At 64.5% G+C, this 21,894-nt stretch carries 25 protein-coding genes and 1 tRNA gene; 10 read left to right on the forward strand and 16 right to left on the reverse strand.

Annotated features, from left to right (window positions below; translation table 11 throughout):
* Window positions 1-6: 6 nt before the first annotated feature.
* The 10 genes from flgH to APT63_13875 all read right to left on the reverse strand — a co-directional run bounded on the left by flgH (window position 7) and on the right by APT63_13875 (window position 8,333).
* On the reverse strand, window positions 7-702 hold the full coding sequence (gene flgH, locus APT63_13830; protein AMA46615.1) for a flagellar basal body L-ring protein: 696 nt from the start codon (window positions 700-702) through the stop codon (window positions 7-9).
* A 57-nt stretch (window positions 703-759) separates the two neighbouring features.
* Complete coding sequence (gene flgG, locus APT63_13835; protein ID AMA46616.1) at window positions 760-1,545, reverse strand: flagellar basal-body rod protein FlgG; 786 nt, start codon at window positions 1,543-1,545, stop codon at window positions 760-762.
* A 46-nt stretch (window positions 1,546-1,591) separates the two neighbouring features.
* Complete coding sequence (flgF, locus tag APT63_13840; GenBank protein ID AMA46617.1) at window positions 1,592-2,332, reverse strand: flagellar biosynthesis protein FlgF; 741 nt, start codon at window positions 2,330-2,332, stop codon at window positions 1,592-1,594.
* 429 nt (window positions 2,333-2,761) lie between these two features.
* The gene (locus APT63_13845) at window positions 2,762-2,953 is read right to left on the reverse strand and encodes a hypothetical protein (protein AMA46618.1); all 192 of its coding nucleotides are present in this window, start codon (window positions 2,951-2,953) and stop codon (window positions 2,762-2,764) included.
* Between the two features lie 98 nt (window positions 2,954-3,051).
* A complete protein-coding gene (locus APT63_13850; GenBank protein ID AMA46619.1) occupies window positions 3,052-4,413 on the reverse strand; it encodes a flagellar biosynthesis protein FlgE in 1,362 nt (453 codons plus the stop codon).
* Between the two features lie 28 nt (window positions 4,414-4,441).
* The gene (locus tag APT63_13855; protein ID AMA46620.1) at window positions 4,442-5,158 is read right to left on the reverse strand and encodes a flagellar biosynthesis protein FlgD; all 717 of its coding nucleotides are present in this window, start codon (window positions 5,156-5,158) and stop codon (window positions 4,442-4,444) included.
* A gap of 15 nt (window positions 5,159-5,173) precedes the next feature.
* Window positions 5,174-5,617 (reverse strand): flagellar basal-body rod protein FlgC, encoded by a 444-nt coding sequence (locus tag APT63_13860; GenBank protein ID AMA46621.1) that lies wholly within the window; start codon window positions 5,615-5,617, stop codon window positions 5,174-5,176.
* Window positions 5,618-5,619: 2 nt separating this feature from the next.
* Window positions 5,620-6,030: a flagellar biosynthesis protein FlgB gene (gene flgB / locus APT63_13865; protein AMA46622.1), complete on the reverse strand. Its 411-nt coding sequence runs from the start codon at window positions 6,028-6,030 to the stop codon at window positions 5,620-5,622.
* Window positions 6,031-6,527: 497 nt separating this feature from the next.
* Window positions 6,528-7,355, reverse strand: a complete 828-nt coding sequence (locus APT63_13870; GenBank protein AMA47902.1) for a chemotaxis protein — start codon at window positions 7,353-7,355, stop codon at window positions 6,528-6,530.
* A gap of 48 nt (window positions 7,356-7,403) precedes the next feature.
* Complete coding sequence (locus APT63_13875) at window positions 7,404-8,333, reverse strand: chemotaxis protein CheW (protein ID AMA46623.1); 930 nt, start codon at window positions 8,331-8,333, stop codon at window positions 7,404-7,406.
* A gap of 63 nt (window positions 8,334-8,396) precedes the next feature.
* On the opposite strand from APT63_13875, the gene APT63_13880 reads away from it, so the two are divergent.
* The 4 genes from APT63_13880 to APT63_13895 all read left to right on the forward strand — a co-directional run bounded on the left by APT63_13880 (window position 8,397) and on the right by APT63_13895 (window position 10,949).
* Window positions 8,397-9,149: a flagellar biosynthesis protein FlgA gene (locus APT63_13880; GenBank protein ID AMA46624.1), complete on the forward strand. Its 753-nt coding sequence runs from the start codon at window positions 8,397-8,399 to the stop codon at window positions 9,147-9,149.
* Between the two features lie 150 nt (window positions 9,150-9,299).
* Entirely contained in the window at window positions 9,300-9,611 is a 312-nt protein-coding gene (locus APT63_13885; protein ID AMA46625.1) for a flagellar biosynthesis anti-sigma factor FlgM, read from the forward strand.
* A gap of 46 nt (window positions 9,612-9,657) precedes the next feature.
* Window positions 9,658-10,125, forward strand: coding sequence for a flagellar biosynthesis protein FlgN (locus APT63_13890; GenBank protein ID AMA46626.1), 468 nt, complete (start codon window positions 9,658-9,660; stop codon window positions 10,123-10,125).
* An 80-nt stretch (window positions 10,126-10,205) separates the two neighbouring features.
* Complete coding sequence (locus tag APT63_13895; protein ID AMA46627.1) at window positions 10,206-10,949, forward strand: pilus assembly protein PilZ; 744 nt, start codon at window positions 10,206-10,208, stop codon at window positions 10,947-10,949.
* Window positions 10,950-11,712: 763 nt separating this feature from the next.
* Here the strand turns inward: APT63_13895 and APT63_13900 are convergent.
* Both APT63_13900 and APT63_13905 read right to left on the reverse strand, forming a co-directional pair.
* Entirely contained in the window at window positions 11,713-13,062 is a 1,350-nt protein-coding gene (locus tag APT63_13900) for an MFS transporter (GenBank protein ID AMA46628.1), read from the reverse strand.
* Window positions 13,063-13,305: 243 nt separating this feature from the next.
* Window positions 13,306-13,791 (reverse strand): ArsR family transcriptional regulator, encoded by a 486-nt coding sequence (locus tag APT63_13905; GenBank protein ID AMA46629.1) that lies wholly within the window; start codon window positions 13,789-13,791, stop codon window positions 13,306-13,308.
* 193 nt (window positions 13,792-13,984) lie between these two features.
* Here APT63_13905 and APT63_13910 point away from each other — a divergent pair, with 193 nt between their 5' ends.
* From APT63_13910 to APT63_13925, 4 genes are read left to right on the forward strand one after another with little or no spacing between them, the layout of a single operon-like run.
* Window positions 13,985-15,217, forward strand: coding sequence for a 2-oxoisovalerate dehydrogenase (locus APT63_13910; protein ID AMA46630.1), 1,233 nt, complete (start codon window positions 13,985-13,987; stop codon window positions 15,215-15,217).
* 2 nt (window positions 15,218-15,219) lie between these two features.
* The gene (locus APT63_13915; GenBank protein AMA46631.1) at window positions 15,220-16,278 is read left to right on the forward strand and encodes a 2-oxoisovalerate dehydrogenase; all 1,059 of its coding nucleotides are present in this window, start codon (window positions 15,220-15,222) and stop codon (window positions 16,276-16,278) included.
* Window positions 16,279-17,568, forward strand: coding sequence for a branched-chain alpha-keto acid dehydrogenase subunit E2 (locus APT63_13920; GenBank protein AMA46632.1), 1,290 nt, complete (start codon window positions 16,279-16,281; stop codon window positions 17,566-17,568).
* 3 nt (window positions 17,569-17,571) lie between these two features.
* Window positions 17,572-18,957, forward strand: a complete 1,386-nt coding sequence (locus APT63_13925; GenBank protein AMA46633.1) for a dihydrolipoamide dehydrogenase — start codon at window positions 17,572-17,574, stop codon at window positions 18,955-18,957.
* A 308-nt stretch (window positions 18,958-19,265) separates the two neighbouring features.
* Here the strand turns inward: APT63_13925 and APT63_13930 are convergent, their stop codons facing one another.
* From APT63_13930 to APT63_13940, 3 genes are all read right to left on the reverse strand, one after another.
* Window positions 19,266-19,595, reverse strand: a complete 330-nt coding sequence (locus APT63_13930) for a hypothetical protein (protein ID AMA46634.1) — start codon at window positions 19,593-19,595, stop codon at window positions 19,266-19,268.
* Between the two features lie 13 nt (window positions 19,596-19,608).
* Window positions 19,609-19,806, reverse strand: coding sequence for a hypothetical protein (locus tag APT63_13935; GenBank protein ID AMA46635.1), 198 nt, complete (start codon window positions 19,804-19,806; stop codon window positions 19,609-19,611).
* Between the two features lie 125 nt (window positions 19,807-19,931).
* Window positions 19,932-20,006 (reverse strand) — tRNA-Arg (locus APT63_13940).
* A 383-nt stretch (window positions 20,007-20,389) separates the two neighbouring features.
* On the opposite strand from APT63_13940, the gene APT63_13945 reads away from it, so the two are divergent.
* A complete protein-coding gene (locus APT63_13945; protein AMA46636.1) occupies window positions 20,390-20,578 on the forward strand; it encodes a hypothetical protein in 189 nt (62 codons plus the stop codon).
* Between the two features lie 3 nt (window positions 20,579-20,581).
* On the opposite strand, the gene APT63_13950 is transcribed toward APT63_13945, so the two are convergent.
* On the reverse strand, window positions 20,582-21,178 hold the full coding sequence (locus APT63_13950; protein AMA46637.1) for a ribose-phosphate pyrophosphokinase: 597 nt from the start codon (window positions 21,176-21,178) through the stop codon (window positions 20,582-20,584).
* 364 nt (window positions 21,179-21,542) lie between these two features.
* Between APT63_13950 and APT63_13955 the strand changes: the two genes are divergently transcribed.
* Window positions 21,543-21,869: a DNA-binding protein gene (locus tag APT63_13955; GenBank protein AMA46638.1), complete on the forward strand. Its 327-nt coding sequence runs from the start codon at window positions 21,543-21,545 to the stop codon at window positions 21,867-21,869.
* The last annotated feature ends 25 nt before the right edge of the window (window positions 21,870-21,894 follow it).

Consider the following 21,894-nt stretch of genomic DNA (forward strand, 5'->3'; position numbering starts at 1 on the left):
GCGCACTCAGAAGGGGAACAACGGGCTGAGGAAGAAGCGGTCGAACCACCCCGGCTGGCTGGCCTCGGCGAACGAGCCGGTGCCCGAGTAGGTGATGCGCGCATCGGCGACCCGGGTCGACGGCACGGTGTTGTCGGTGGCGATGTCGTCGGCCCGGACCAGCCCGGCGATACGCACCAGCTCGTCACCGGTGTTCAGGGTCATCCACTTCTCGCCGCGCACAGCGATGATGCCGTTGGGCAGCACCTCGGCCACGGTCACGGTGACCGAACCGGTCAGGGTGTTGCCCTGGGCCGCCTTGCTGTCGCCCTTGGTGCTGCGGTCACCGCTGTAGCCGGCGTCGAGCGACAGGTCGCCGCCGCCGAACGGGTTGTTGGTGGTGGCCGAGCCGCCGAACAGCGAGGTCAGGCCAAGCTTGGCGCTGCTGTTCTTGGCGATCTGCGAGCCGGCGTTCTTGCTCGCCGAGGTGCGCTCGTTGAGGGTGATGGTGATGATGTCACCGACCCGGAAGGCCTTGCGATCGCTGTAGAAGTTCTGCTCGAACCCGGCCTGGTAGATCGACCCGTTGTTGGCCGCCGCCGGCAGCGGCGTGCGCGGCAGCACCGGCGCATAGTAGGGGTCGTTGGGCTTGGCTGCCGGCGCCACGCAACCGGTCAGCACCAACGCACTGCCCAGGGCGAACACGGAAAACAGACGATGCATGACGCTTACCTCACGGTGTGACGGACGCTGCGGGCGCAGCCGGATCGCTTTCAAGGGTTACAGCTGTTGGGTCACGAACGACAGCATCTGGTCGGCGGTGGAGATGACCTTGGAGTTCATCTCGTAGGCGCGCTGAGTGGTGATCATGTTCACCAGCTCTTCTACGGTGCTGACGTTGGAGTTCTCCAGGGTCTGCTGCAAGGTGGTGCCGAAGCCGTTCAGGCCGGGCGTACCCACCTGCGGCGCACCGCTGGCGGCGGTCTCCAGGAACAGGTTGTTGCCGATCGCCTGCAGGCCGGCCGGGTTGATGAAGTCGGCGGTCTGCAGGTTGCCGATCACCTGGGAGGCAGCGTTGCCCGAGGTGGTGATCGACACGGTGCCGTCCTGGCCCACGGTGAAGGTCATGGCATCGGGCGGCACGACGATGGCCGGTTCCAGCGACAAGCCGTTGGCGGTGACGATCTGGCCATCGGAGTTCAGGTGGAAGGTACCGTCACGGGTGTAGGACACGGTGCCGTCGGGTTGCAGCACCTGGAAGAAGCCGCGCCCGTTGACCGCCATGTCCAGCGGGTTCTCGGTGGTCTGCAGGCTGCCGACCGCGAAGTTCTTCTGGGTGCCGACGATGCGCACACCGGTACCGACCTGCAGGCCGGACGGCAGCTGGCTGTCCTGGGTGGACTGGGCACCGGGCTGGCGCTTGGTCTGGTACAGCAGGTCCTGGAACTCGGCGCGATCGCGCTTGAAGCCGGTGGTCGAGACGTTGGCCAGGTTGTTGGAAATGACCGTCAGGTTGGTGTCCTGGGCGGACAGGCCGGTCTTGGCGACCCACAGAGCCGGAAGCATGGGATTCTCCTCGTGTGCCTGTTTTACGGCACGTGTTCAGGTGTGATTAGCCGATTTGCAAGACGCGGGCCATGGCTTCGTCGCCTTCCTTGGCCGTGTTCATCATTTTGATATGCAGCTCGAATTGCCGGGACAGCGCCAGGACCGAGGTCATTTCCTCGACGGCGTTGACGTTGCTCGCCTCGAGGAACCCCGAGACCATGCGCACGGTACCGTCAGCCGGTGCGGGCTGGCCGTTGCCGGTGTGCAGCAGGCCGTCGGTGCCTTTGCTGATGGCCTTGATGTCCGGCTTGACCAGCTTGATCCGGTCCACTTCGGCGATGACGCGCGGGTCCTCGCCCATGCCACGGATGCTGATGGTGCCGTCCTCGCCGATCTCGACCTTCTGCTGCGGCGGAATGGCGATCGGGCCGCCGTTGCCCATCACCGGCATGCCGTTGCCGGCACGCAGCACGCCCAGGGCGTCGATGTTCAGGCTGGCGGTACGCACGTAGGCTTCGCTGCCGTCGGGTGCCTGCACCGCGATCAAACCATCGCCGCTGACCGCCACGTCCAGGTCACGCCCGGTTTCCTGCAGGGCGCCGGGGGTGAAGTCGGTGGCAGGCCGCTCGGTCATCGCATAGGCCCGCGCCGGAAAGCTGTCACCGAACACCGGCATCGAGCGCGCCTGCTCCAGGTCACGCTGGAAACCGCTGGTCGAGACGTTCGCCAGGTTGTTGGCATGGGCCTGTTGCGCCAGTGCGTTCTGGCTGGCGCCACTCATGGCCACGTAGAGCAATTTGTCCACTTCGATCCTCCGCTGCACGGGCGGGCGATTGCCGCCGGCCGTTGCTGTGCTGGCTGTTAAGCAAGCTTTGCGCCAACTTTTCAAAAGCACGGAAAAGCCCCGTGTTCATGGGGCTTGGGGATGAACGGTCGGGACCGTGATGACGGTTATCCGGCGGTTGTTTGCCGCTTGCCGGCAGCTGGCAAGGCAGGTGTGGAATGTACAGGCCCTCTCGCCGGCAAGCCGGCTCCCACAGAAGGGCGCTCGTCACACCACAGCATCAGTGGAATCGGGACCTGTGGGAGCTGGCTTGCCAGCGATAGCGCCCGATCCGTCACCGCCTGCATCGCGGGCACGCCCCACAATGACCTGGACATTGCAGACAGGGTGTGGGAGCCGGCTTGCCAGCGATGCAGACGATGAAGGTGCGGGCCTAACCGCACCAGGCCTTCAGTGGTCGCGACAGGCTGCGTTGTTGAAAGGGCCGGCAAACCGCTTCCAGCCCTCGCCAGGCGACCACTGTGAGCAGACCAGATGCCCATCGACCTGGCTTTCCCAGCGGAACCAGGGCGCCGCGGCGGCGTGGGCCTGAGCCAACAGCACGGCACCGGCAAGGGCGGACACGAGAAGCGACGCGCGCATACAGGCACTACCCCTAGAAAAATGACGTTAGGACCACCGCGACGCGAGCGCCTGGCGTGCCGCGCTCGTGGCAGCGGCATACCAGGCGCCGACCGCCATCAGGACATCTGGATGGTGGTCTGCATCAGGGTGCTTTCGGTGGAAATGGTCTTGGCGTTGGCCTGGTAGTAGCTCTGCGCCTTGATCAGATCGACCAGCTCCTGGGTCAGGTTGACGTTCGAGGCTTCCAGCGAGCCCGACTCGATCGAGCCCAGGCTGCCGGTCTTCGGCGTGTCGACGCCGGCTGCGCCGGACGCATAGGTGGCCTGCCAGCGGGTACCGCCGATCTTGGCCAGGCCCTGGTCGTTGGCGAAGCTGGCGACCGCCACCTGGCCGATAGCACGGGACTGCTGGTTGCTGAAGCTGGCGAACAGCACACCGGTGGAGTCGACGCTCAGGCTGGACAAGGTGCCGGTGGCATAGCCGTCCTGCGACTGCGAGACACGCGCGGTGTCGCTGTTGTAGGAGGTGGTCGTGTCCATGCCCAGCTTGATGCCCTTGGCGTCGCCGGCCGCGCCATTGGCCGCCCACACGCCTGCGCCGTTCTTCTCGGCCGGGACCCAGCCGCCCAGGGTGAAGGTGTTGTCCGCCACGGTGAACGACCCGCCTGCCGGCAAACCGGTGTTGTCGGCGGTCATGCGGTTGATCGAGCCGTCGCTGTTGAAGGCCAGCGTGCCGGTCAGCGGCTGCGTGCTGGTTGGGTCCATCGGGTTGCGACCGTCGATCAGGGTATACATCGACCACTGGTTGGTGTCGGTCTTGCGGTAGAACTGCTCCAGGGTGTGTTCGTTACCCTGGCTGTCGTAGACCTTGGTCGGGAACGAGCGGCTGTAGGTCGTATCGTCCGACGGGTCGAACGGCTTGTTGGCGACCATCGCCGGGGGCGTGTTGCCGTCGCTGACCTGCAGCGGAATCGAGGTGGCCGACGAGTTCAGGTTCAGGCCCTGGTCGACCTTGGTGGTGGCCTTGGGCTGCAACGCCGAGGTGTCGATCTTCAGGTCGGTCAGGCCGGTCTTGAGGATCTTGCCCGAGGCATCGGCGGCATACCCTTGCAGGCGGTCGCCGTCGGCGCTGACGACATAGCTGTCCTTGTCGGTCTGGAAGGCACCGGCACGGGTGTAGCTGGTCGAGTTGCCGTCGTTGAGGATGAAGTAGCCCTGGCCCTGGATGCCCATGTCCAGCACGTTGCCGGTGCTGGTCACGTCACCCTGGTTGAACTGCTGCGACACGGCGGCCACGTTCACACCGCTGCCGACCTGCTTGCCCGCGGTGCCCAGGCGGTTGGCCCCAGCATAGACGTCGGCGAATTCAGCCCGCGACGACTTGAAGCCAGTGGTGTTGGCGTTGGCGATGTTGTTGCCGGTCACGTCCAGCTGCTTGTTGGCCGCGTAGAGGCCACTCAGGCCGATGTTGTACGACATGTTTCACTCCTGATGCCGTGAACCGGCGTCAAATACCGATGGTTTGCACTTTGGACAACGCGACCTGGCCGACCCCGGACAGGTTGAGCATCATTTCCCCGCCGGTCTGGCTGAGGGTCACACTGGTGACGGTGGCGGGCAGCAGCGTGCCCAAGGCCACCGAGGCGCCGTCGACGGTGGTCTTGGCGTCGAAACGGTAGGTGCCAGGGTCGACCTTCTCGCCGCTGGCGTTGGTGCCGTCCCAGATGAAGCTGGCATTGCCCGCGCTTTGCGGACCCAGCTCGATGGTCTTGATCACTTTGCCGCTGGTGTCGCTGACGCTGACCGTGGCGCCACTCACCGACTGCGGCAGCACCACGCTGCCGTTCAGGCTCTTGGTGGTGTCGACCACGGCCTGATCGTTCTGCACCACCACCGAGCGGCCGACCAGGGACGAGGCCTGCAAGGCACGGGAGGAGCCGAGCGCGCTGGAGATGGAGGTCACCGACTCGTTGAGCGAGGAGATGCCTTCCAGGCTGCTGAACTGGGCCAACTGGGCAACGAACTCACTGTTGTCCTGCGGGTCGAGCGGGTTCTGGTGCTGCATCTGGGTCACCAGCAGTTGCAGGAACGCATCCTTGCCGAGCGCCTTTTCGCTGGCGCCGGTGAGGCTGGCGCTCTTGTTGCTGCTGGGGGTGGCGCTGGTCACCGTGGACGCCTTGAGGACGTCCGTCAGGTTGACCGCGCTGGTGCTATCGACTGCCATGGCCAGGGTTCCCTATCACTGACCGAGGGTCAGGACTTTCTGCATCATTGTCTTGGCGGTGTTCATCAGCTCGGCGTTGGTCTGGAACGACCGGCTGGCAGAGATCATGTCGGCCATCTCCTCGACCACGTTGACGTTGGGGTAGTAGACGTAGCCGTCCTTGTTCGCCGCCGGGTGATTGGGCTCGTAGCGGGCTTCCAGGTTGCTCTGGTCCTCGATGATCCCGGTCACCTGCACGCCCTGCCCGGCTTCGCCCTGGTCCTCGAACAGCGACTGGCCCATGCCGGACTGCGCCTGCTGGAAGGTGGTGGCGAACACCGGATGCCGGGCCCGGTAGGTCTGGTCGACGCTCGAGGAGACGGTCTCGGCGTTGGCGATGTTCGATGCCACCGTGTTGAGCCGCGTGTTCTGCGCGCTCATGCCGCTGCCGGCGATGTTGAAGACATTGGCGAGGGACATGGTCATTCTCCGCGCAGGGCCGACATCAGCCCTCTGAATTTGTTGTTGAGCAGGGTGAAACTGGCCTGGAAGCCGATGGCGTTCTCGGCATAGCTCGACTGCTCGAGCTGGGCGTCGACGGTGTTCTGGTCCAGCGACGGCTGCAAGGGGGTGCGGTACTGCAGCACGTCGTCGGCGGTGGATGCCAGACCTTCGGCTTCGATATGCCGGCTGCTGGTACGCTCCAGGGTCATGCGGCCGCCCTGGGTCTTCTGCGACTCGGCGGCGAGCACCGAAGAGAAGTCCAGGTCGCGCGCCTTGTAGTTCGGCGTGTCGGCGTTGGCGATGTTGTTGGCCAGCACCTCGGCACGCTGGGCCCGAAAGCCCAGGGCTTTTTCATGGATGCCGAGCGCCTTGTCGAAACTGATGCTCATGTCAGAAAACCTTCGCAGGACGGCCAGAATGGTCGGATGCGATGTATTAGCAAGGGCTGTGCCAATGTGGCGGAAGGCAATGAATGCGGGGGCTGTGCGTGAAAATGTCGAGGTGGCTGCCAGAAAAGCGGCAATTTTTTTCCGCAGGGTGACGGGAAAGCGGCAATGGAAGGATGGGGGCTGCAAGCTGCAAGGATTATGGCTGGGCCATGGAGGTGAGCCTGTGGCGACGGTGTGGCTGATCTTGCGGGCCCTGCGGGCCCGATCGCGGCACAGGGGCCGCTCCTACACCCGTAGCTCCACCGCGGCGTGGCAGGCTATCGCGGTTCCTGCACCCGTAGCCTCACCGCGGGGTTGCAGGCTATCGCGGTCACCTGTGGGAGCGGCCCCTGTGCTGCGATCGGGCCCGCAGGGCCCGCAAGATCAGCCACGCCGTCCACGGCTGGAACGACGCTTCTACAGCCATGAAGCAGGCGGCACCCGATGGCCGCCCTCCTTCACTTGGCCTGGTAGATGATCCCCGGGCTGCACTGCACCATCTGGAAGTGATCCGGCAGCCCGTTGAGCGCCTCGGAGGCCCCCAGGAACAGGTAGCCGCCAGGCTTGAGGGTGCTGTGGATGCGCAGCAGGATGTCCTTCTTCACCTGCGCCGAGAAGTAGATCAGCACGTTACGGCAGAACACCACGTCGAACTTGCCCAGGCTGGCATAACTGTCGAGCAGGTTGAACGGACGGAACTCGACGCGGCTGCGAATCGGCGCCTTGATCGCCCAGCGCCCTGCCCCACGGCTGTCGAAGTAACGCTGCAGTCGCTCCTGTGACAGGCCCCGGGCGATTGCCAGACTGTCGTACTCGCCGGTCTTGCAGTTGGCGAGCATGGCGCTGGACAGGTCGGTCGCGACGATCTGCGCGCCGGCCTTGAGCTGCCCCAGGTTGGTCCGCTCGAACTCGTCGATGGACATCGACAGCGAATACGGCTCCTGGCCCGACGAGCACGCCGCCGACCAGATGCGCAGGCGCTGGCCTGGGTTCTTGCGGATGAACTCAGGGATCACTTTGTTCTTGAACACCTCGAACGGGTAGGTATCCCTGAACCACAAGGTTTCGTTGGTGGTCATGGCGTCCACCACCTGCTCGCGCAATCCGCCGCGCGGCTGGGTCTGCAAGCGCTGCACCAGTTCGCCGAGCGACTTGATGCCCTGCTGCTCCATCAGCTTGTTGAGACGGCTGGAGACCAGGTACTGCTTGTTCTCACCCAACAGAATCCCACAGGCTTTCTCCAGGAAGACCCGGAACTGCTCGAAATCCAAATTACCCGTAGACACAGTGGCCGTCCCTCGAATCTCATGTCGCGCCAGAGCATGCTCGGCCATTTAATACGCAGCCTTGATACGATCGACTACGCGTTGTGCCAGGTCATCCGGCCTGAACTTGGCCAGGAAATCATCCGCGCCAACCTTCTTGACCATGGCATGGTTGAACACGCCAGAAAGCGAAGTATGCAGCAGGATGTGCAGTTTCTGCATGCGCGGATCGCTGCGAATCTCCGCCGTCAGGGTATAGCCGTCCATTTCGGGCATCTCGATGTCGGAGATCATCATCAAGAACTCCTCCTCCGGACGCTTGCCCTCGTCCGCCAGATTGCGCAGGTAGTCCAGCGCCTGACGACCGTCGTTGAGCGACACCACCTCCACACCGACCGTCTGCAGGCAGCGGCTGACCTGCTTGCGCGCCACCGACGAGTCGTCGACGATCAACACGCGCTGCATCACCGCCTTGTCCTGCACCTCGGCATCGATCACCCCTTCGGAGATGGACTCCGACGTCGGCGCCACTTCGGCCAGGACCTTCTCCACGTCGATGATCTCGACCATGCGGTTGTCCAGGTGGGTCACGGCGGTGAGGTAGTGGTCACGACCGGTGCCCTTGGGTGGCGGATGGATCTCCTCCCAGTTCATGTTGACGATGCGCTCGACCGAATGCACCAGAAAGCCCTGGGTCTTGGTGTTGTACTCGGTGATGATCACGAAGCTGTTGCGCGTCTCTTCGCGCAGCGCCGGCAGCCCGGTCGCCAACGACAGGTCGATGATCGGGATGGTCGCACCGCGGATGTTGGCCACGCCCCGCACCACCGAGTGGGAGCGTGGCAGCAAGGTCAGGTCAGGGCATTGCAGCACTTCGCGGACCTTGAATACGTTGATCCCGTACAGCTGTGCGCCATTGAGGCGAAACAGCAGCAGCTCGAGCCGATTCTGTCCTACCAGCTGCGTACGCTGGTTGACCGAATCCATTACACCTGCCATGCCTTGCTCCTTCATCGATCAGCGCTTCGTGCAAGTCGGCACGAGCTTTGCTTTTCGAGCGGTATGCCTGAGAAAACGACAGTATCCCGACGACTGATGCGCCAGTTGCCTGCCCTGGTGGCCGCGACGTGTCTGCTTGCACCCGGCTTGCGCCTGCACGCTGACACGTTCACCGCGCCTGAACAGCTTATCGGCGTGGCCCAGGGGTTTCTTGAGTACGCCGTGGAGGATTATCTGGCGACCAGCCAGACCGAGGGCCGCTACGAGGTGCAGGTCAATGCCATCGACCCGCGACTGCGCATGCCGCTGTGCGATCGCGACCTGGACGCGTCACTGGAAAGCCCCGCGCAGCCGATGGGCCGGGTGACGGTGCGCGTACGCTGCAACGGCGCGGCGCCCTGGACCGTGTTCGTCCCGGCGCAGGTGCACCTGTACCGCGAGGTGGTGGTGATGAGCCGCCCGCTCAAGCGCGAAAGCGTCATCGGCGAAGGGGACGTCGTCATGCGCGAACGTGACGTGGGCACGCTGAACCGGGGCTTTCTGAGCCAGCTCGACCAGGCCGTGGGCATGAAGCTGGTGCGCCCCACCGTGCTCGACCAGGTGTTGACGCCCCAGCACCTGGAACAGGCCGAGGTGATTCGCAAGGGCGATCACGTGGTGATCATCGCCCGCAGCGGCAGCCTGAGTGTGCGCATGCCGGGCGAAGCCTTGGTCAAGGGAGGGTTGAGCGAGCAGATCCGGGTACGCAACCTCAATTCCAACCGGGTGGTGAAGGCCATGGTCGTGGGGCCGGGGCAGGTCGAGGTGGCCATGTAGACCAGGCTGGCGGTTCAGGCCGGCTTTTCCTACACTGTGCCGTTAGGGTTATCCGAACCCTGCTGACAAGCGGTTGCCTTTTCGCGCCTAAAGTTTTTGCACCGATGGCCGAAAACAAGGCAAGCGTCCTGAACCCAGAGGTTTCTGATCATGGTCATCGACTTCAGTCGTTTGAACAATTCACCGTCCGTCGGCGGTACGCGTGCCGCGGGCTCAGCCAGCAGCACCGAAAAAACCGCCGCCACCAGCGCCACCGCGCCCCGTGCCAGCGTCAGCGGCGAAGCCGTGCATCTGAGCCAGGAGGCCCAGCAGTTGCAGAAGATCACCGACAACCTGCGCGATCAGCCCGTGGTCGACAAGAGCCGCGTGGCGGCCCTGAAGCAAGCCATCGCCGATGGCAGCTACCAGGTCGATGCCGGTCGAGTCGCCAGCAAGATGCTCGGTTTCGAAGCGCAGCGCTGACCTTTCGTCGCCCTGACGTCCCGTACGCCTACGCCAAGAGTCCGCCATGCACGACACCAGCTTGCTGCAACTGATCGAAGACGACATCGCCCCGACCCAGGAGCTGCTGACCTTGTTGCAGAACGAGGCGGTTGCCCTGCACGGTCGGGACATGGTCGTGCTGGAGAACATCCTGGCGCGCAAGCAATCGCTGATCGTGCTGCTCGAGCAGCAAGGCCGACGCCGCAATCATCTGCTGAACAGCCTTGGCCTGTCGGCGGACCGTGCCGGTGTCCAGGCCGTCGCCGCGCAGTCTTCCCTGGGCGAGGTGCTGCTGCAGCAGCTCGACGTGCTCACCGGGCTGATGGAGGCGTGCCAGAAGATCAACGAGACCAATGGCCGGGTCATCCAGATGCAGCAGCAGGCGACCGCGACGCAGGTCCGCATTCTCATGGGGGGCGAATCCCCGTCGCTGTACAACAGCCGTGGCACCACTGCCCCGCTGACCGGCCCTCGCACGCTCAGCCAAGTGTGAATACTGCTGTCAAGGCGCGATACATGCTGGCAGAATGCCTCGCCTCGCGTGTGTCGTTTTTGCCTGGAGATTGATTACCCGTGTTCGATGATGCCGATGCCCCCCAGCCGCCCCAGGTGCTGACCACGCCCTTGGAGGTAGTGTCCAACCTGCGCGCCCTGCAAGACAGCCATGACCCGCTGATCATCACCTTCCATGACCGTGCCCATCGCTTTCAGAGCTATGTGGTGGACGTCGACCGGGAAAGCGGCACCCTGGCGCTGGACGAGCTGATTCCACGCGACGGCGAGAAATTCATCGAGAACGGCGAAGCCTTCCGGGTCGAGGGGTTCCACGACGGCGTGCGCATCGCCTGGGAATGCACCACGGCGCTGACCATCAGCCAGTGCGGCCAAGGCCGTTGCTACAAAGGCAGCCTGCCCGAGCAGATCGTCTACCACCAACGCCGCAACGCGTTCCGGGCTGCGCTCAAGCTGTCGCAACTGGTGGATGTCGTGCTCGATGGCGACCGGCTCAAGGGCAGCGGCATGCTGCGCGGCAAGCTGCTGGACATCTCGGCCACCGGCTGCAAGCTGCGTTTCGACGGCAATGTGGAAGATTACCTGCAACTGGGCCAGGTCTACGATCGGTTCAGCGCCGGCAAGCCATTGGGCATGTCCCAGGTGATGGTGGAACTGCGGCATCTGCATTATGAAGAACGGTTCAATACCACGTTCGCCGGGGTTCGCTTCCACAACCTCAATGGCCAGGTGCAGCGACGCATCGAGAGTTTCGTCTACCAGCTGCAGCGCGAGGCGCGGCGGTTCGACAAGGACGATTATTGAGGCAAGCGGCAAGCGGCAAGCGGCATTGGATAAGACGGTTGCAAAAAGTTTCAGGCTTCGGTAGTAACGCCGCCCCATGGCCGACCACGGCTCGGACGTTGGCCTGTTAGCGCTGAGGTGGATGAACAGGCCCTATCGCTGGCAAGCCAGCTCCCACAGGTACCCCTTTCAAGCAGGCAATCGCACGATGGCAAAGCCGCCTGTGAGAGCCGCCTGTGGGAGCGGGCTTGCCCGCGATAGCGGTGGTAACGCCGATTCATAGCCGACAGGCCGAACGCTCGCCTGTCAGCCCTGAAGTGGATGAACAGGCCCTATCGCTGGCAAGCCAGCTCCCACAGGTACCCTTTCAAGCAGACAGCCGCACGATGGCAAAGCCGCCTGTGGGAGCGGGCTTGCCCGCGATAGCGGTAGTAACGCCGATTCATAGCCGACAGGCCGAACGCTGGCCTGTCAGCCCTGAAGTGGATGAACAGGCTCTATCGCTGGCAAGCCAGCTCCCACAGGTGCCCCTTTCAAGCAGGCAATCGCACGATCAAGCACGCAGTCGCACGATGACAAAGCCGCCTGTGGGAGATTCTATGGTTTCTGCCAAGTGCTGATGTGGGCCCTGGCGGGCCCAATCGCGGCACAGGGGCCGCTCCTACACCCGTAGCCCCACCGCGGGGTTGCAGGCTATCGCGGTCACCTGTGGGAGCGGGCTTGCCCGTGATAGCGGTGGTAACGCCGATCCATAGCCGACAGACTGAACGCTGACCTGCCACCTTTACTTGCGCGGCGCTTCCTCGATGACGTCGGCCTCAGGCACGACGGCCCCATCTTTCTCCTCATCCTCGTCCTCGGTATCTTCCGCCGCCACCGGCGTCTGCATGACGTCTTGCACCACCTGCTCGTCCACCCGGGGATCCAGCGCTGCCGACAACGGCGAGCCAGCCGCAGGCATGGCCACGTGGTGCAACGGCGCATCCTCGACCTGATGCAGCCCGGTCACCGCCTTGGGTCGGATGCGCCAGACCAGGACTAGCCCGAAGAACACGAAGAAGGCATACAGCATCTGCGGGCCCAGCAGCTTCATCAGCACACCGGCCACCAACGGGCCGATGCTGGCGCCGACGCCGTAGGTCACCAGCAGCATGGCCGTCAACGAGACGCGGCGCTCGCTTTCGACATGGTCGTTGGAGAACGCCACCGCCAGCGGATAGAGGCAGAACTGCAGCAACGAGATCAGGAAACCGATGCCGAACAGCAGCTCCAGGGGGACGCCCGGCATCACCGCCAGCGGCAACGAGCTGATCGCCAGGCCGATGGCGACGGTACGGATCAGCACCGCGCGGTCGTAACGGTCGGACAGCCAGCCAAGCGGCCACTGCACCACCAGGCCGGCGAAGATGCAGAAGCCCATGAACAGACCGACCTGCTCGGTGCTCAACCCCTGCCCGGCCGCATACACCGGCGCCAGACCATAGAACGACCCGACGATCAGCCCCGCGCCGAGCACGGTGCTCAACGACTGCGGCACGCGCTTGATGAAGAACCGTGGCTCCATCGGTGCCGGACGCAACGGCGCCGGGTGAATGCGTCGGGTCATGGCCACCGGCACCAGGCACAGGGCGAAGCACATCGCCACCAGCATCAGCAATTCCGGGCCCAGCTCAGGGTGCACCACCAGGATCAGCTGGCCGAGCACCAGCCCGAGGTAGGAGAAGATCATGTAGCCACTGAACACGGCGCCGCGCTGCTTGGCGTCGGCCTGTTCGTTGAGCCAGCTCTCCAGGACCATGTACTGGCACATCATGCCCATGCCGACGATCATCCGCAGCCCGACCCAGGCCGGCAGCCAGTCGGTCATGCCATGCCCGAGCACGGCGGCGCCGACGATGCCGGCGCACGTCGCATAGGCGCGGATGTGCCCGACGCGGGCGATCAGCCGGTGGCCGATCTTGCCCCCGACCGCCAGGCCGAAGTAGTTGGCGGCCATCAGTGCACCGACCCACAGGCTGTCGACCTGCTCGGCGGCCAGGCGCAGGGCCAGGTAGGTGCTGAGCAGGCCAGAGCCGATCAACATCATCAGAGCAGCGAAATACAGCGAGCGAAATGACTTCCAGATCTGTCGCATCGGCGTCCCGTAGGCTCCTTGGTGCAGGTGAAAGAAAACGATTGATCAGAGCACGCGGCACGCATAGAGGCCGAAACCGCATGTCACAGGCCCGGCCCGGTAGAAAAGCGTGACTGGACGCCTGTCTGGCAAGCGGCTCAAGACCGCATGACGCCGTACACGAACACACGTTCGATGAACGCCTCGGGCAACAGTTCCCGACCCAGGAAACAATGCCGCCACGGTCGCGAACGGCGGCCACCGTCACTCACCAATGGTCAGGCCGTTGCTGGGCAGCGGCAGTGCGGTCTTGTAGCGCACCTGCTTGAGCGCGAAGCTGGAGCGGATGTTGGCCACGCCCGGCAGGCGTGTCAGGTAATCGAGGAAGCGTTCCAGCGCCTGGATGCTGGGCAGCAGCACGCGCAGCAGGTAGTCGGGGTCGCCGGTCATCAGGTAGCACTCCATGACTTCGGGCCGCTCGGCGATTTCTTCCTCGAAGCGGTGCAGCGACTGCTCGACCTGTTTTTCCAGGCTCACATGGATGAACACGTTGACGTCCAGGCCCAGCACGTCGGGCGCCAGCAGGGTGACTTGCTGGCGAATCACGCCCGCCTGTTCCATGGCCTTAACCCGGTTGAAGCAGGGGGTCGGCGAGAGGTTCACGGCACGCGCCAGGTCGGCATTGGTGATCCGGGCGTTCTCCTGCAACTGGTTGAGAATGCCGATATCGGTGCGATCGAGTTTTCGCATCAGGGAAACTCACCTTGTTCTTGTGGTTATGCAGAATATTTATCCGTTGCACGGGACAAAGGCAACGCACATCAGAGAAATATTCTTCTCGTCTGCTCCTATCATTGAAGTGACCAGGACCTGCCTCGCACCTTCCGGCAGGTCAGCACGACTTCGAAGCTCACAACAATAATCCCGAGCGAGCGTGGACAGCATGAACGAGTACGCACCGCTGCGCCTGCACGTGCCTGAGCCTACGGGCCGGCCCGGCTGCCAGACCGATTTCTCCTACCTGCGCCTGAACGACGCAGGCCAGGTCCGTAAACCGCCGATCGACGTGGAGCCGGCCGACACGGCCGACCTCAGCCACGGGCTGATCCGCGTGCTCGACGGCCAGGGCAATGCGCTAGGTCCCTGGGCCGAGGGCATCGCGCCGGAGGTCCTGCGCCAGGGCCTGCGCGCCATGCTCAAGACGCGCATCTTCGACAACCGCATGGTGGTGGCCCAGCGGCAGAAGAAGATGTCCTTCTACATGCAGAGCCTGGGCGAGGAAGCCATCGGCACGGCCCAGGCCCTGGCGCTGAACCGTGATGACATGTGTTTCCCCACCTACCGCCAGCAGAGCATCCTGATGGCGCGTGACGTGTCGTTGGTCGAGATGATCTGCCAACTGCTGTCCAACGAGCGCGACCCGCTCAAGGGCCGCCAGCTGCCGATCATGTATTCGGTACGCGACGCCGGCTTCTTCACCATCAGTGGCAACCTGGCCACGCAGTTCGTCCAGGCGGTCGGCTGGGCCATGGCCTCGGCGATCAAGGGCGACACACGAATCGCCTCGGCCTGGATCGGCGACGGCGCCACCGCCGAGTCCGACTTCCACACCGCACTGACCTTCGCCCACGTGTACCGCGCCCCGGTGATCCTCAACGTGGTCAACAACCAGTGGGCGATCTCCACCTTCCAAGCCATCGCCGGCGGCGAGGCGACGACCTTCGCCGGCCGTGGCGTGGGCTGCGGCATCGCCTCGCTGCGGGTGGATGGCAATGACTTCCTGGCGGTCTACGCCGCTTCGTGCTGGGCCACCGAGCGTGCGCGCCGTGGCCATGGCCCGACGCTGATCGAATGGGTGACCTACCGCGCCGGCCCCCACTCCACGTCCGACGACCCGTCCAAGTACCGCCCTGCCGATGACTGGCGTCACTTCCCGCTGGGCGATCCGATCGCACGCCTGCGCCAGCACCTGGAAGCCCAGGGCCTGTGGTCGAGCGAAGAGCACGAGGCGGTCAGCGCCGAACTCGAGGCCGAGGTGATCGCCGCACAGAAGGAGGCCGAACGCCATGGCACCCTTGCCAATGGCCATATTCCCAGCGCCGCGTCGATGTTCGAGGACGTCTACAAAGAGATGCCCGAACACCTGCGCCGTCAGCGCCAGCAGATGGGGGTTTGACGATGAACGACTGCAACAGTGGCATCGACCTCGACACCGCCGTGCGCACCCGCGACATGACCATGATCCAGGCCCTGCGCTCGGCCATGGACCTCATGCTCGAGCGCGATGACGACGTGGTGATCTACGGTCAGGACGTGGGCTATTTCGGCGGGGTGTTCCGCTGCACCGAGGGCCTGCAGGCCAAGTATGGCTCCTCGCGGGTGTTCGACGCGCCGATCTCTGAAAGCGGCATCGTCGGCACCGCCGTGGGCATGGGCGCTTATGGCTTGCGCCCGGTGGTAGAAATCCAGTTCGCCGACTACTTCTACCCGGCCTCCGACCAGATCGTCTCGGAGATGGCGCGGCTGCGCTACCGCTCCGCCGGCCAGTTCATCTCGCCGCTGACCCTGCGCATGCCCTGCGGGGGCGGTATCTACGGCGGGCAGACCCACAGCCAGAGCCCGGAAGCGATGTTCACCCAGGTCTGCGGCCTGCGCACGGTGATGCCATCCAACCCCTACGACGCCAAGGGTTTGCTGATCGCCTCGATCGAATGCGACGACCCGGTGATCTTCCTCGAGCCCAAGCGCTTGTACAACGGGCCGTTCGACGGCCACCACGACCGGCCGGTGACTCCCTGGTCCAAGCATCCGCAGAGCGCGGTCCCGGAGGGCTACTACCAGGTGCCGCTGGACAAGGCTGCCATCGTCCGCCCTGGCGACGAGGTGACGGTGATCACCTACGGCACCACGGTCTACGTGGCCCAGGTCGCCGCCGAGGAAAGCGGCGTGGACGCCGAGGTGATTGACCTGCGCAGCCTGTGGCCGCTGGACCTCGACACCCTGGTCGCCTCGGTGAAGAAGACCGGCCGCTGCGTGATCGTGCACGAGGCCACCCGCACCTGTGGCTTCGGCGCCGAGCTGGTGGCCCTGGTCCAGGAGCACTGCTTCCATCACCTGGAGGCGCCCATCGAGCGCGTCACCGGCTGGGACACCCCTTACCCCCACGCACAGGAGTGGGCCTACTTCCCCGGCCCTGCCCGCGTGGGCGCTGCCTTGAAACGGGTCATGGAGGTCTGAATGGGCACGCACGTCATCAAGATGCCGGACATCGGCGAAGGCATCGCTCAGGTCGAGCTGGTGGAATGGTTCGTCAAGGTCGGCGATGTGATCGGCGAGGACCAGGTGGTGGCCGACGTCATGACCGACAAGGCCACCGTGGAGATCCCGTCGCCCGTGGCGGGCACGGTGGTGGCCCTGGGCGGCACGCCCGGGGAAGTCATGGCGGTCGGCAGCGAACTGATCCGCATCGAAGTCGAGGGCATGGGCAATGCGACGGACACACCTCGCGTGGACGCCGCTGCCTCGGTAGCGCCTGCGCCCCTCGAGACCACGCCGCCTGCTTCCCCGCCTGCGCCTGCCCAACCGGCAGCCGCTGCACCGGCGCCGGCCCATGCAGCCGCCGACGCCACGCCTGCGGCGAGACAGGAGCGGGTCGCCGAGAAGCCACTCGCCTCGCCCGCCGTGCGCAAGCGCGCCCTGGAGGCCGGGATCGAACTGCGCTATGTGCACGGCAGCGGACCTGCCGGACGCATCCTGCATGAAGACCTCGACGGCTTCCTGCAACGCCCTGCCACGGTGGCGCCCGGTCATGCCGGTCCCACGCCGCGCACCGACAGCCGACAGATCCCGGTGATCGGGCTACGGCGCAAGATCGCCGAGCGCATGCAGGACGCCAAGCGCCGGGTCGCGCACTTCAGCTACGTCGAGGAAATCGACGTGACGGCGCTCGAGGCGCTGCGCAAGCACCTCAACGACACCTGGGGCGAACGCCGCGGCAAACTGACCCTCCTGCCGCTGCTGGTGCGCGCATTGGTCGTGGCCCTGCGCGACTTCCCGCAGATCAACGCCACCTACGACGACCAGGCCCAGGTGATCACCCAGCACGGTGCCGTGCACGTGGGCATCGCCACCCAGGGCGACAATGGCTTGATGGTGCCCGTGCTGCGCCATGCCGAAGCCGGCGGGCTGTGGGACAACGCCGCCGAGATCGCTCGCCTGGCCCAGGCGGCGCGCCAGGGCAAGGCCAGCCGCGACATGCTCTCCGGCTCCACCATCACTTTGACCAGCCTCGGCGCCCTGGGCGGCATCGCCAGCACGCCGGTGATCAACATGCCGGAGGTGGCCATCGTCGGCGTCAATCGCATGGTCCAGCGGCCCGTGGTGATCGACGGGCAGATCGTGGTGCGCACCCTGATGAACCTGTCCAGCTCCTTCGATCACCGCGTGGTCGACGGCATGGACGCCGCCCGCTTCATCCAGGCCGTGCGTGGCCTGCTCGAGCAACCTGCCTGCCTGTTCGTGGAGTGACCGATGTCCGACATGCTCGATACTCAACTGCTGATCCTCGGCGGCGGCCCTGGCGGCTACGTGGCGGCGATTCGTGCCGCGCAGCTCGGCATCGCCACCGTCCTGGTCGAGGGCAGCGCGCTGGGCGGTACCTGCCTGAACGTGGGCTGCATCCCGTCCAAGGCCTTGATCCATGTGGCCGAACAGTTCCACCAGACCTGTCGGCATGCCGAGCGCGCCGAACTGGGCATCAGCGTGTCCACGCCGCATTTGGACATCACCCGCAGCGTGGCGTGGAAGGACGGCATCGTCGACCGCCTGACCACGGGGGTGGCGGCCCTGCTGAAAAAGCACGGCGTCACCGTCATCCAGGGCTGGGCGCGACTGCTCGACGGCAAACAGGTCGAGGTCGACGGGGGCCGCATCCGTTGCGAGCACCTGCTGCTGGCCACCGGGTCCACCAGCGTCGAGCTGCCGATGCTGCCCTTGGGCGGCGCCGTCGTGTCCTCCACCGAGGCCTTGGCACCGCAGACCTTGCCCCGCCACCTGATCGTGGTCGGCGCCGGTTACATCGGCCTGGAACTGGGCATCGCCTACCGCAAGCTCGGGGTCGCGGTCAGCGTGGTCGAGTCGCGCGCGCAGGTCTTGCCGGCCTACGATGCCGAGCTGACTCAACCGGTGGCCGAGGCCGCTCGGCAATTAGGCATCGCTCTGTACCTGGGACATACCGTGGAGGGGCATGACCCTGAGCAGGATCGTCTGCGGGTGCGTGATCCCGAGGGCCAGTTGCTCGAACTGGAAGGCGATCGCATCCTGGTGGCCGTTGGGCGCAAGCCCCGGACCCAGGGGTTCGGCCTCGAAGGACTGGGCCTGGACATGCGCGGCGCGGCCATCGCCGTGGACGATCGCTGCCAGACCAGCATGCGCAACGTCTGGGCGATCGGTGACGTGACCGGCGAACCCATGCTGGCGCACCGGGCCATGGCCCAGGGCGAGCTGGTGGCCGAGTTGATCGCCGGTCAGCGACGCCGCTTCGACCCGCGTGCCATTCCGGCGGTGTGCTTCACCGATCCGGAAGTGGTGGTGGTCGGCCTGACCCCGGACCAGGCCGGCGAGCACGGCCTGGACTGCCTGACGGCCCAGTTCCCGTTCGCCGCCAATGGCCGGGCGATGACCCTGGAATCCAAGCGCGGCTTCGTGCGGGTGGTGGCACGGCGCGACAATCACCTGATCCTGGGGTGGCAGGCGGTGGGGGTGGGGGTTTCCGAGCTGTCGACGGCGTTTGCGCAGTCCTTGGAGATGGGGGCACGGCTGGAGGATGTGGCGGGTACGATCCATGCGCACCCGACGCTGGGGGAAGCGGTGCAGGAGGCGGCGCTGAGGGCGTTGGGGCATGCGTTGCATGTGTGACGCGGCAAGCGGCAAGCGGCAAGCGGCAAGCGGCAAGCGGCAAGCGGCAAGCGGCGTTGGATAAAGCGGTTCTGATAAGTTTCAGATTTCGCGTCGACTTTGCGATTTTTAGGGCCGCTTTGCGGCCCATCGCGGCACGGGGGCCGCTCCCACACCCGTAGCCCCACCGCGGGGTTGCAGGCTATCGCGGTCACCTGTGGGAGCGGCCCCAGTGCCGCGATTGGGCCCGCAGGGCCCACAAAGTCAGCCATGTTTGTCTTGCACGGTGTCCGTCAGGATCAGGCACGCCCAAGCTCGCAGCTTGCCACTTACCCCTCCCCGCGCTGCGCCTCGAACCACTGCGCATAAGGCGTCTGTGTCACCTTCCGCTGATTGAAATCCGGCGCCCCGTCCTCCCACCAGACCGGCCCTCGCTCGCCCAAGGCAACCTTCGCAGCCTGTACCCGCGCCCGTGCCTGGCGCAATCGCTCGGCATCGTCCGACTGCTTGGCCTGTTTGACCTCACGACGCGCCGTCATCAGCTCGCTGACCAACGCCTGCCGGCGATCTTCCGGCAGCGCCGGGTTGGTACAGCGCCATAACTGCTGCTTGACCACGAAGTAGCGCCCATCGGGTGTACGCGGGTACCGCTGCCCCATGGGCTGCGCCTGGTCACTCGTCTTTTTGCGTGGGCTCATCCTGCCGGGCCTCATCGCTCAACTGCACGGCCAGACGCGCGGCTTCGACATCGTCTTCGAGGTGGTACACCGTGCCGTCGTCGTCGGTCACGGCGAACAGTTCGGTCAGGTTGGGTCGTCGCAGATGCGCCGGGATGTGCTCGCCGCTCAGTTTGGTGACAGAAATGGCCATGGCGATGCCTCGATACGAAGAATGTGTTTCTTCGGACCGGTACAGGGTGCAAGCGTGCGGTCGGATCGACGATGAAAATGCGAGGGAATGTAAAGCGCGGAACGAGACGACCGAGCGTCAGGTCATGGCGTCCCCGGCAGGAATCGAACCTGCACCGACCCCTTAGGAGGGGGCCGTTCTATCCATTAAACTACAGGGACCTGTCTGGCAAAGCCGGCTAGTGCTGACAGCGATGACGCCAAGGACGCCGTCGGTCGCGAATAATGCGTGTTTCGCATCGCCTTGGCAAGAATGAATCGGCGATTTCGACCGGATCGTCCGTACGCCAGCACAGCCAAGGATGCTACGTCACACCGTGAAATCAGTACTGTCAGGCTTTTCTACACGATCTGTCAGACAGCGGCAGCAGGTCGTCCGGGCATTTTGCACGAGCCCTGGGCGTGCAGAATGCAAAGTGCAATCGGCAGCCTTCAGAAAGTTCCATCGATGTGCCTGATTCATTGGGTAAAACCCTCTGCGCGAAGTTGGCACGGTGCCTGCACTACCTAAACGCCTGCTACTCACCGCCCTGAAGGAGCTCACCATGACCCGTCTTCTGATCGCACTCAATACCCTGGCCCTGACCTGTGTCGTCGCCTTGGGTGTCGTCGACAGTCAGCCGGCTCACGTGTCGGGGCTGGATTACCACGTGGGTCAAGGCATGCGCCAGGCGGTCATGGGCGAAGGCTCTCCTGTCATTCAGACGCGGTCGTCCGAGCGCCTGTCCTTCTGATGATCAATTTCCCTGCGTGATACCCAGGCCCTTCAGCAACGCCAGCAGTGCATCCACCGTGTCCTGCAGATCACCCGAATTGTCCAACGTGTAGACAGCACCTGCGGTCAGAGGCTGCAATGCCGTACTGCGGGCCAACCGCTGCTCGATGTCCTCCCTCGATTCTCGCCCCCTTGCCTCGAGCCGTTGCCGTAACGCCTCCAGCGACACCTGCAGCTGCAGCGTGATCATGTCCGGATAGCGCCGTACGGCCTCTGGCTGATGCGCACGCGAACCATTGACCAGCACGCTCTGCCCCTGCGCCAGCCAGGTATCGATGTGCGCGGGAATGCCATACGCCAGACCGTTGGCATGCCAATGCAAGGCGAACGCGCCTTCGCGAACGTGCTGATCGAATGCTTCGCGGCTGACGCCCGTGGCTTGCTCCCCCTTGGCTTCGGCAGAACGCGTGATCACCCGCCGCGCACGACGCACCCCCCTACGCGCCAGGTGGGGCTCGGCCGCTTCGATGAGCGAATCCTTCCCCGATCCGGACGGACCGACCAAGTAGATGAGTTTTCCCGACGGGCCAGGCGATGCGGCGATCACAGGATCAAGCATGGTCACTCCACGGTAGGACAGGCCGTCAGATAGGCTGGACTCGAGCGTCACCCCGTCTGATCCAGGGATCAGCGACAGCGTCTGCTTTTCTGGCGGCAGTCGGCTGACGGTTTGAGAGAGACCTTAAAAAATCGCTCACTTTTCAAACCAGTCCGCATTTCTGATAATTGGTACTGGCAAAGCGCCTGTACCCAGCTCACTATTTGTCACAGATTTGACGCCAAGGAAACGGCGACCTTGAGGCAAGATGAGCGGCTCGTAACAGCCATGGTTGAACGTTTTGTCGTCCGCACTGTCGTACTCCCACCGCGCGGCCCATTTCGAGAACCGCTTCCCCCTTGAACTAGAAAATCCGGTCAATACTATGCGCCCAATGAAACAGGCTATCTACTCGAGCCGCACTGCAGACAAGTTTGTCGTACGCCTGCCAGACGGGATGCGCGAGCGCATTGCCGAGGTGGCGCGCAATCATCACCGCAGCATGAACTCGGAAATCATTGCCCGTCTTGAGCAGAGTCTCATTCAAGAGGGTGCCCTGGGTGACGAACTGAGCATGCGCCTGGACAGCCCCGAGCTTTCCCTGCACGAACGCGAGCTGCTGCAACGTTTCCGCCAGCTGTCCCACCGTCAACAGAACGCTCTGGTTTCGTTGATTGCCCATGACGCCGAAATGGCAGCCGACGCTTCCTGATCGCTCACGCGCTCGACACACAAAA

It is taken from the genome of Pseudomonas monteilii (assembly GCA_001534745.1).
GTDB lineage: Bacteria > Pseudomonadota > Gammaproteobacteria > Pseudomonadales > Pseudomonadaceae > Aquipseudomonas > Aquipseudomonas alabamensis.

What these genes read in the sequence shown, in the direction of transcription:
- APT63_13920 (AMA46632.1), top strand. Translation starts at nt 16,279, where the DNA reads ATGGGCACGCACGTCATCAAGATGCCGGACATCGGCGAAGGCATCGCT.
- APT63_13890 (AMA46626.1), top strand. Translation starts at nt 9,658, where the DNA reads ATGCACGACACCAGCTTGCTGCAACTGATCGAAGACGACATCGCCCCG.
- APT63_13945 (AMA46636.1), top strand. Translation starts at nt 20,390, where the DNA reads ATGACCCGTCTTCTGATCGCACTCAATACCCTGGCCCTGACCTGTGTC.
- APT63_13875 (AMA46623.1), bottom strand. Translation starts at nt 8,333, where the DNA reads ATGGCAGGTGTAATGGATTCGGTCAACCAGCGTACGCAGCTGGTAGGA.
- flgG (AMA46616.1), bottom strand. Translation starts at nt 1,545, where the DNA reads ATGCTTCCGGCTCTGTGGGTCGCCAAGACCGGCCTGTCCGCCCAGGAC.
- APT63_13850 (AMA46619.1), bottom strand. Translation starts at nt 4,413, where the DNA reads ATGTCGTACAACATCGGCCTGAGTGGCCTCTACGCGGCCAACAAGCAG.
- APT63_13910 (AMA46630.1), top strand. Translation starts at nt 13,985, where the DNA reads ATGAACGAGTACGCACCGCTGCGCCTGCACGTGCCTGAGCCTACGGGC.
- APT63_13915 (AMA46631.1), top strand. Translation starts at nt 15,220, where the DNA reads ATGAACGACTGCAACAGTGGCATCGACCTCGACACCGCCGTGCGCACC.
- APT63_13855 (AMA46620.1), bottom strand. Translation starts at nt 5,158, where the DNA reads ATGGCAGTCGATAGCACCAGCGCGGTCAACCTGACGGACGTCCTCAAG.
- APT63_13900 (AMA46628.1), bottom strand. Translation starts at nt 13,062, where the DNA reads ATGCGACAGATCTGGAAGTCATTTCGCTCGCTGTATTTCGCTGCTCTG.
- APT63_13955 (AMA46638.1), top strand. Translation starts at nt 21,543, where the DNA reads ATGCGCCCAATGAAACAGGCTATCTACTCGAGCCGCACTGCAGACAAG.
- APT63_13935 (AMA46635.1), bottom strand. Translation starts at nt 19,806, where the DNA reads ATGGCCATTTCTGTCACCAAACTGAGCGGCGAGCACATCCCGGCGCAT.
- APT63_13930 (AMA46634.1), bottom strand. Translation starts at nt 19,595, where the DNA reads ATGGGGCAGCGGTACCCGCGTACACCCGATGGGCGCTACTTCGTGGTC.
- APT63_13950 (AMA46637.1), bottom strand. Translation starts at nt 21,178, where the DNA reads ATGCTTGATCCTGTGATCGCCGCATCGCCTGGCCCGTCGGGAAAACTC.
- flgB (AMA46622.1), bottom strand. Translation starts at nt 6,030, where the DNA reads ATGAGCATCAGTTTCGACAAGGCGCTCGGCATCCATGAAAAAGCCCTG.
- flgH (AMA46615.1), bottom strand. Translation starts at nt 702, where the DNA reads ATGCATCGTCTGTTTTCCGTGTTCGCCCTGGGCAGTGCGTTGGTGCTG.
- APT63_13905 (AMA46629.1), bottom strand. Translation starts at nt 13,791, where the DNA reads ATGCGAAAACTCGATCGCACCGATATCGGCATTCTCAACCAGTTGCAG.
- APT63_13925 (AMA46633.1), top strand. Translation starts at nt 17,572, where the DNA reads ATGTCCGACATGCTCGATACTCAACTGCTGATCCTCGGCGGCGGCCCT.
- APT63_13845 (AMA46618.1), bottom strand. Translation starts at nt 2,953, where the DNA reads ATGCGCGCGTCGCTTCTCGTGTCCGCCCTTGCCGGTGCCGTGCTGTTG.
- APT63_13860 (AMA46621.1), bottom strand. Translation starts at nt 5,617, where the DNA reads ATGTCCCTCGCCAATGTCTTCAACATCGCCGGCAGCGGCATGAGCGCG.
- APT63_13880 (AMA46624.1), top strand. Translation starts at nt 8,397, where the DNA reads ATGCCTGAGAAAACGACAGTATCCCGACGACTGATGCGCCAGTTGCCT.
- APT63_13885 (AMA46625.1), top strand. Translation starts at nt 9,300, where the DNA reads ATGGTCATCGACTTCAGTCGTTTGAACAATTCACCGTCCGTCGGCGGT.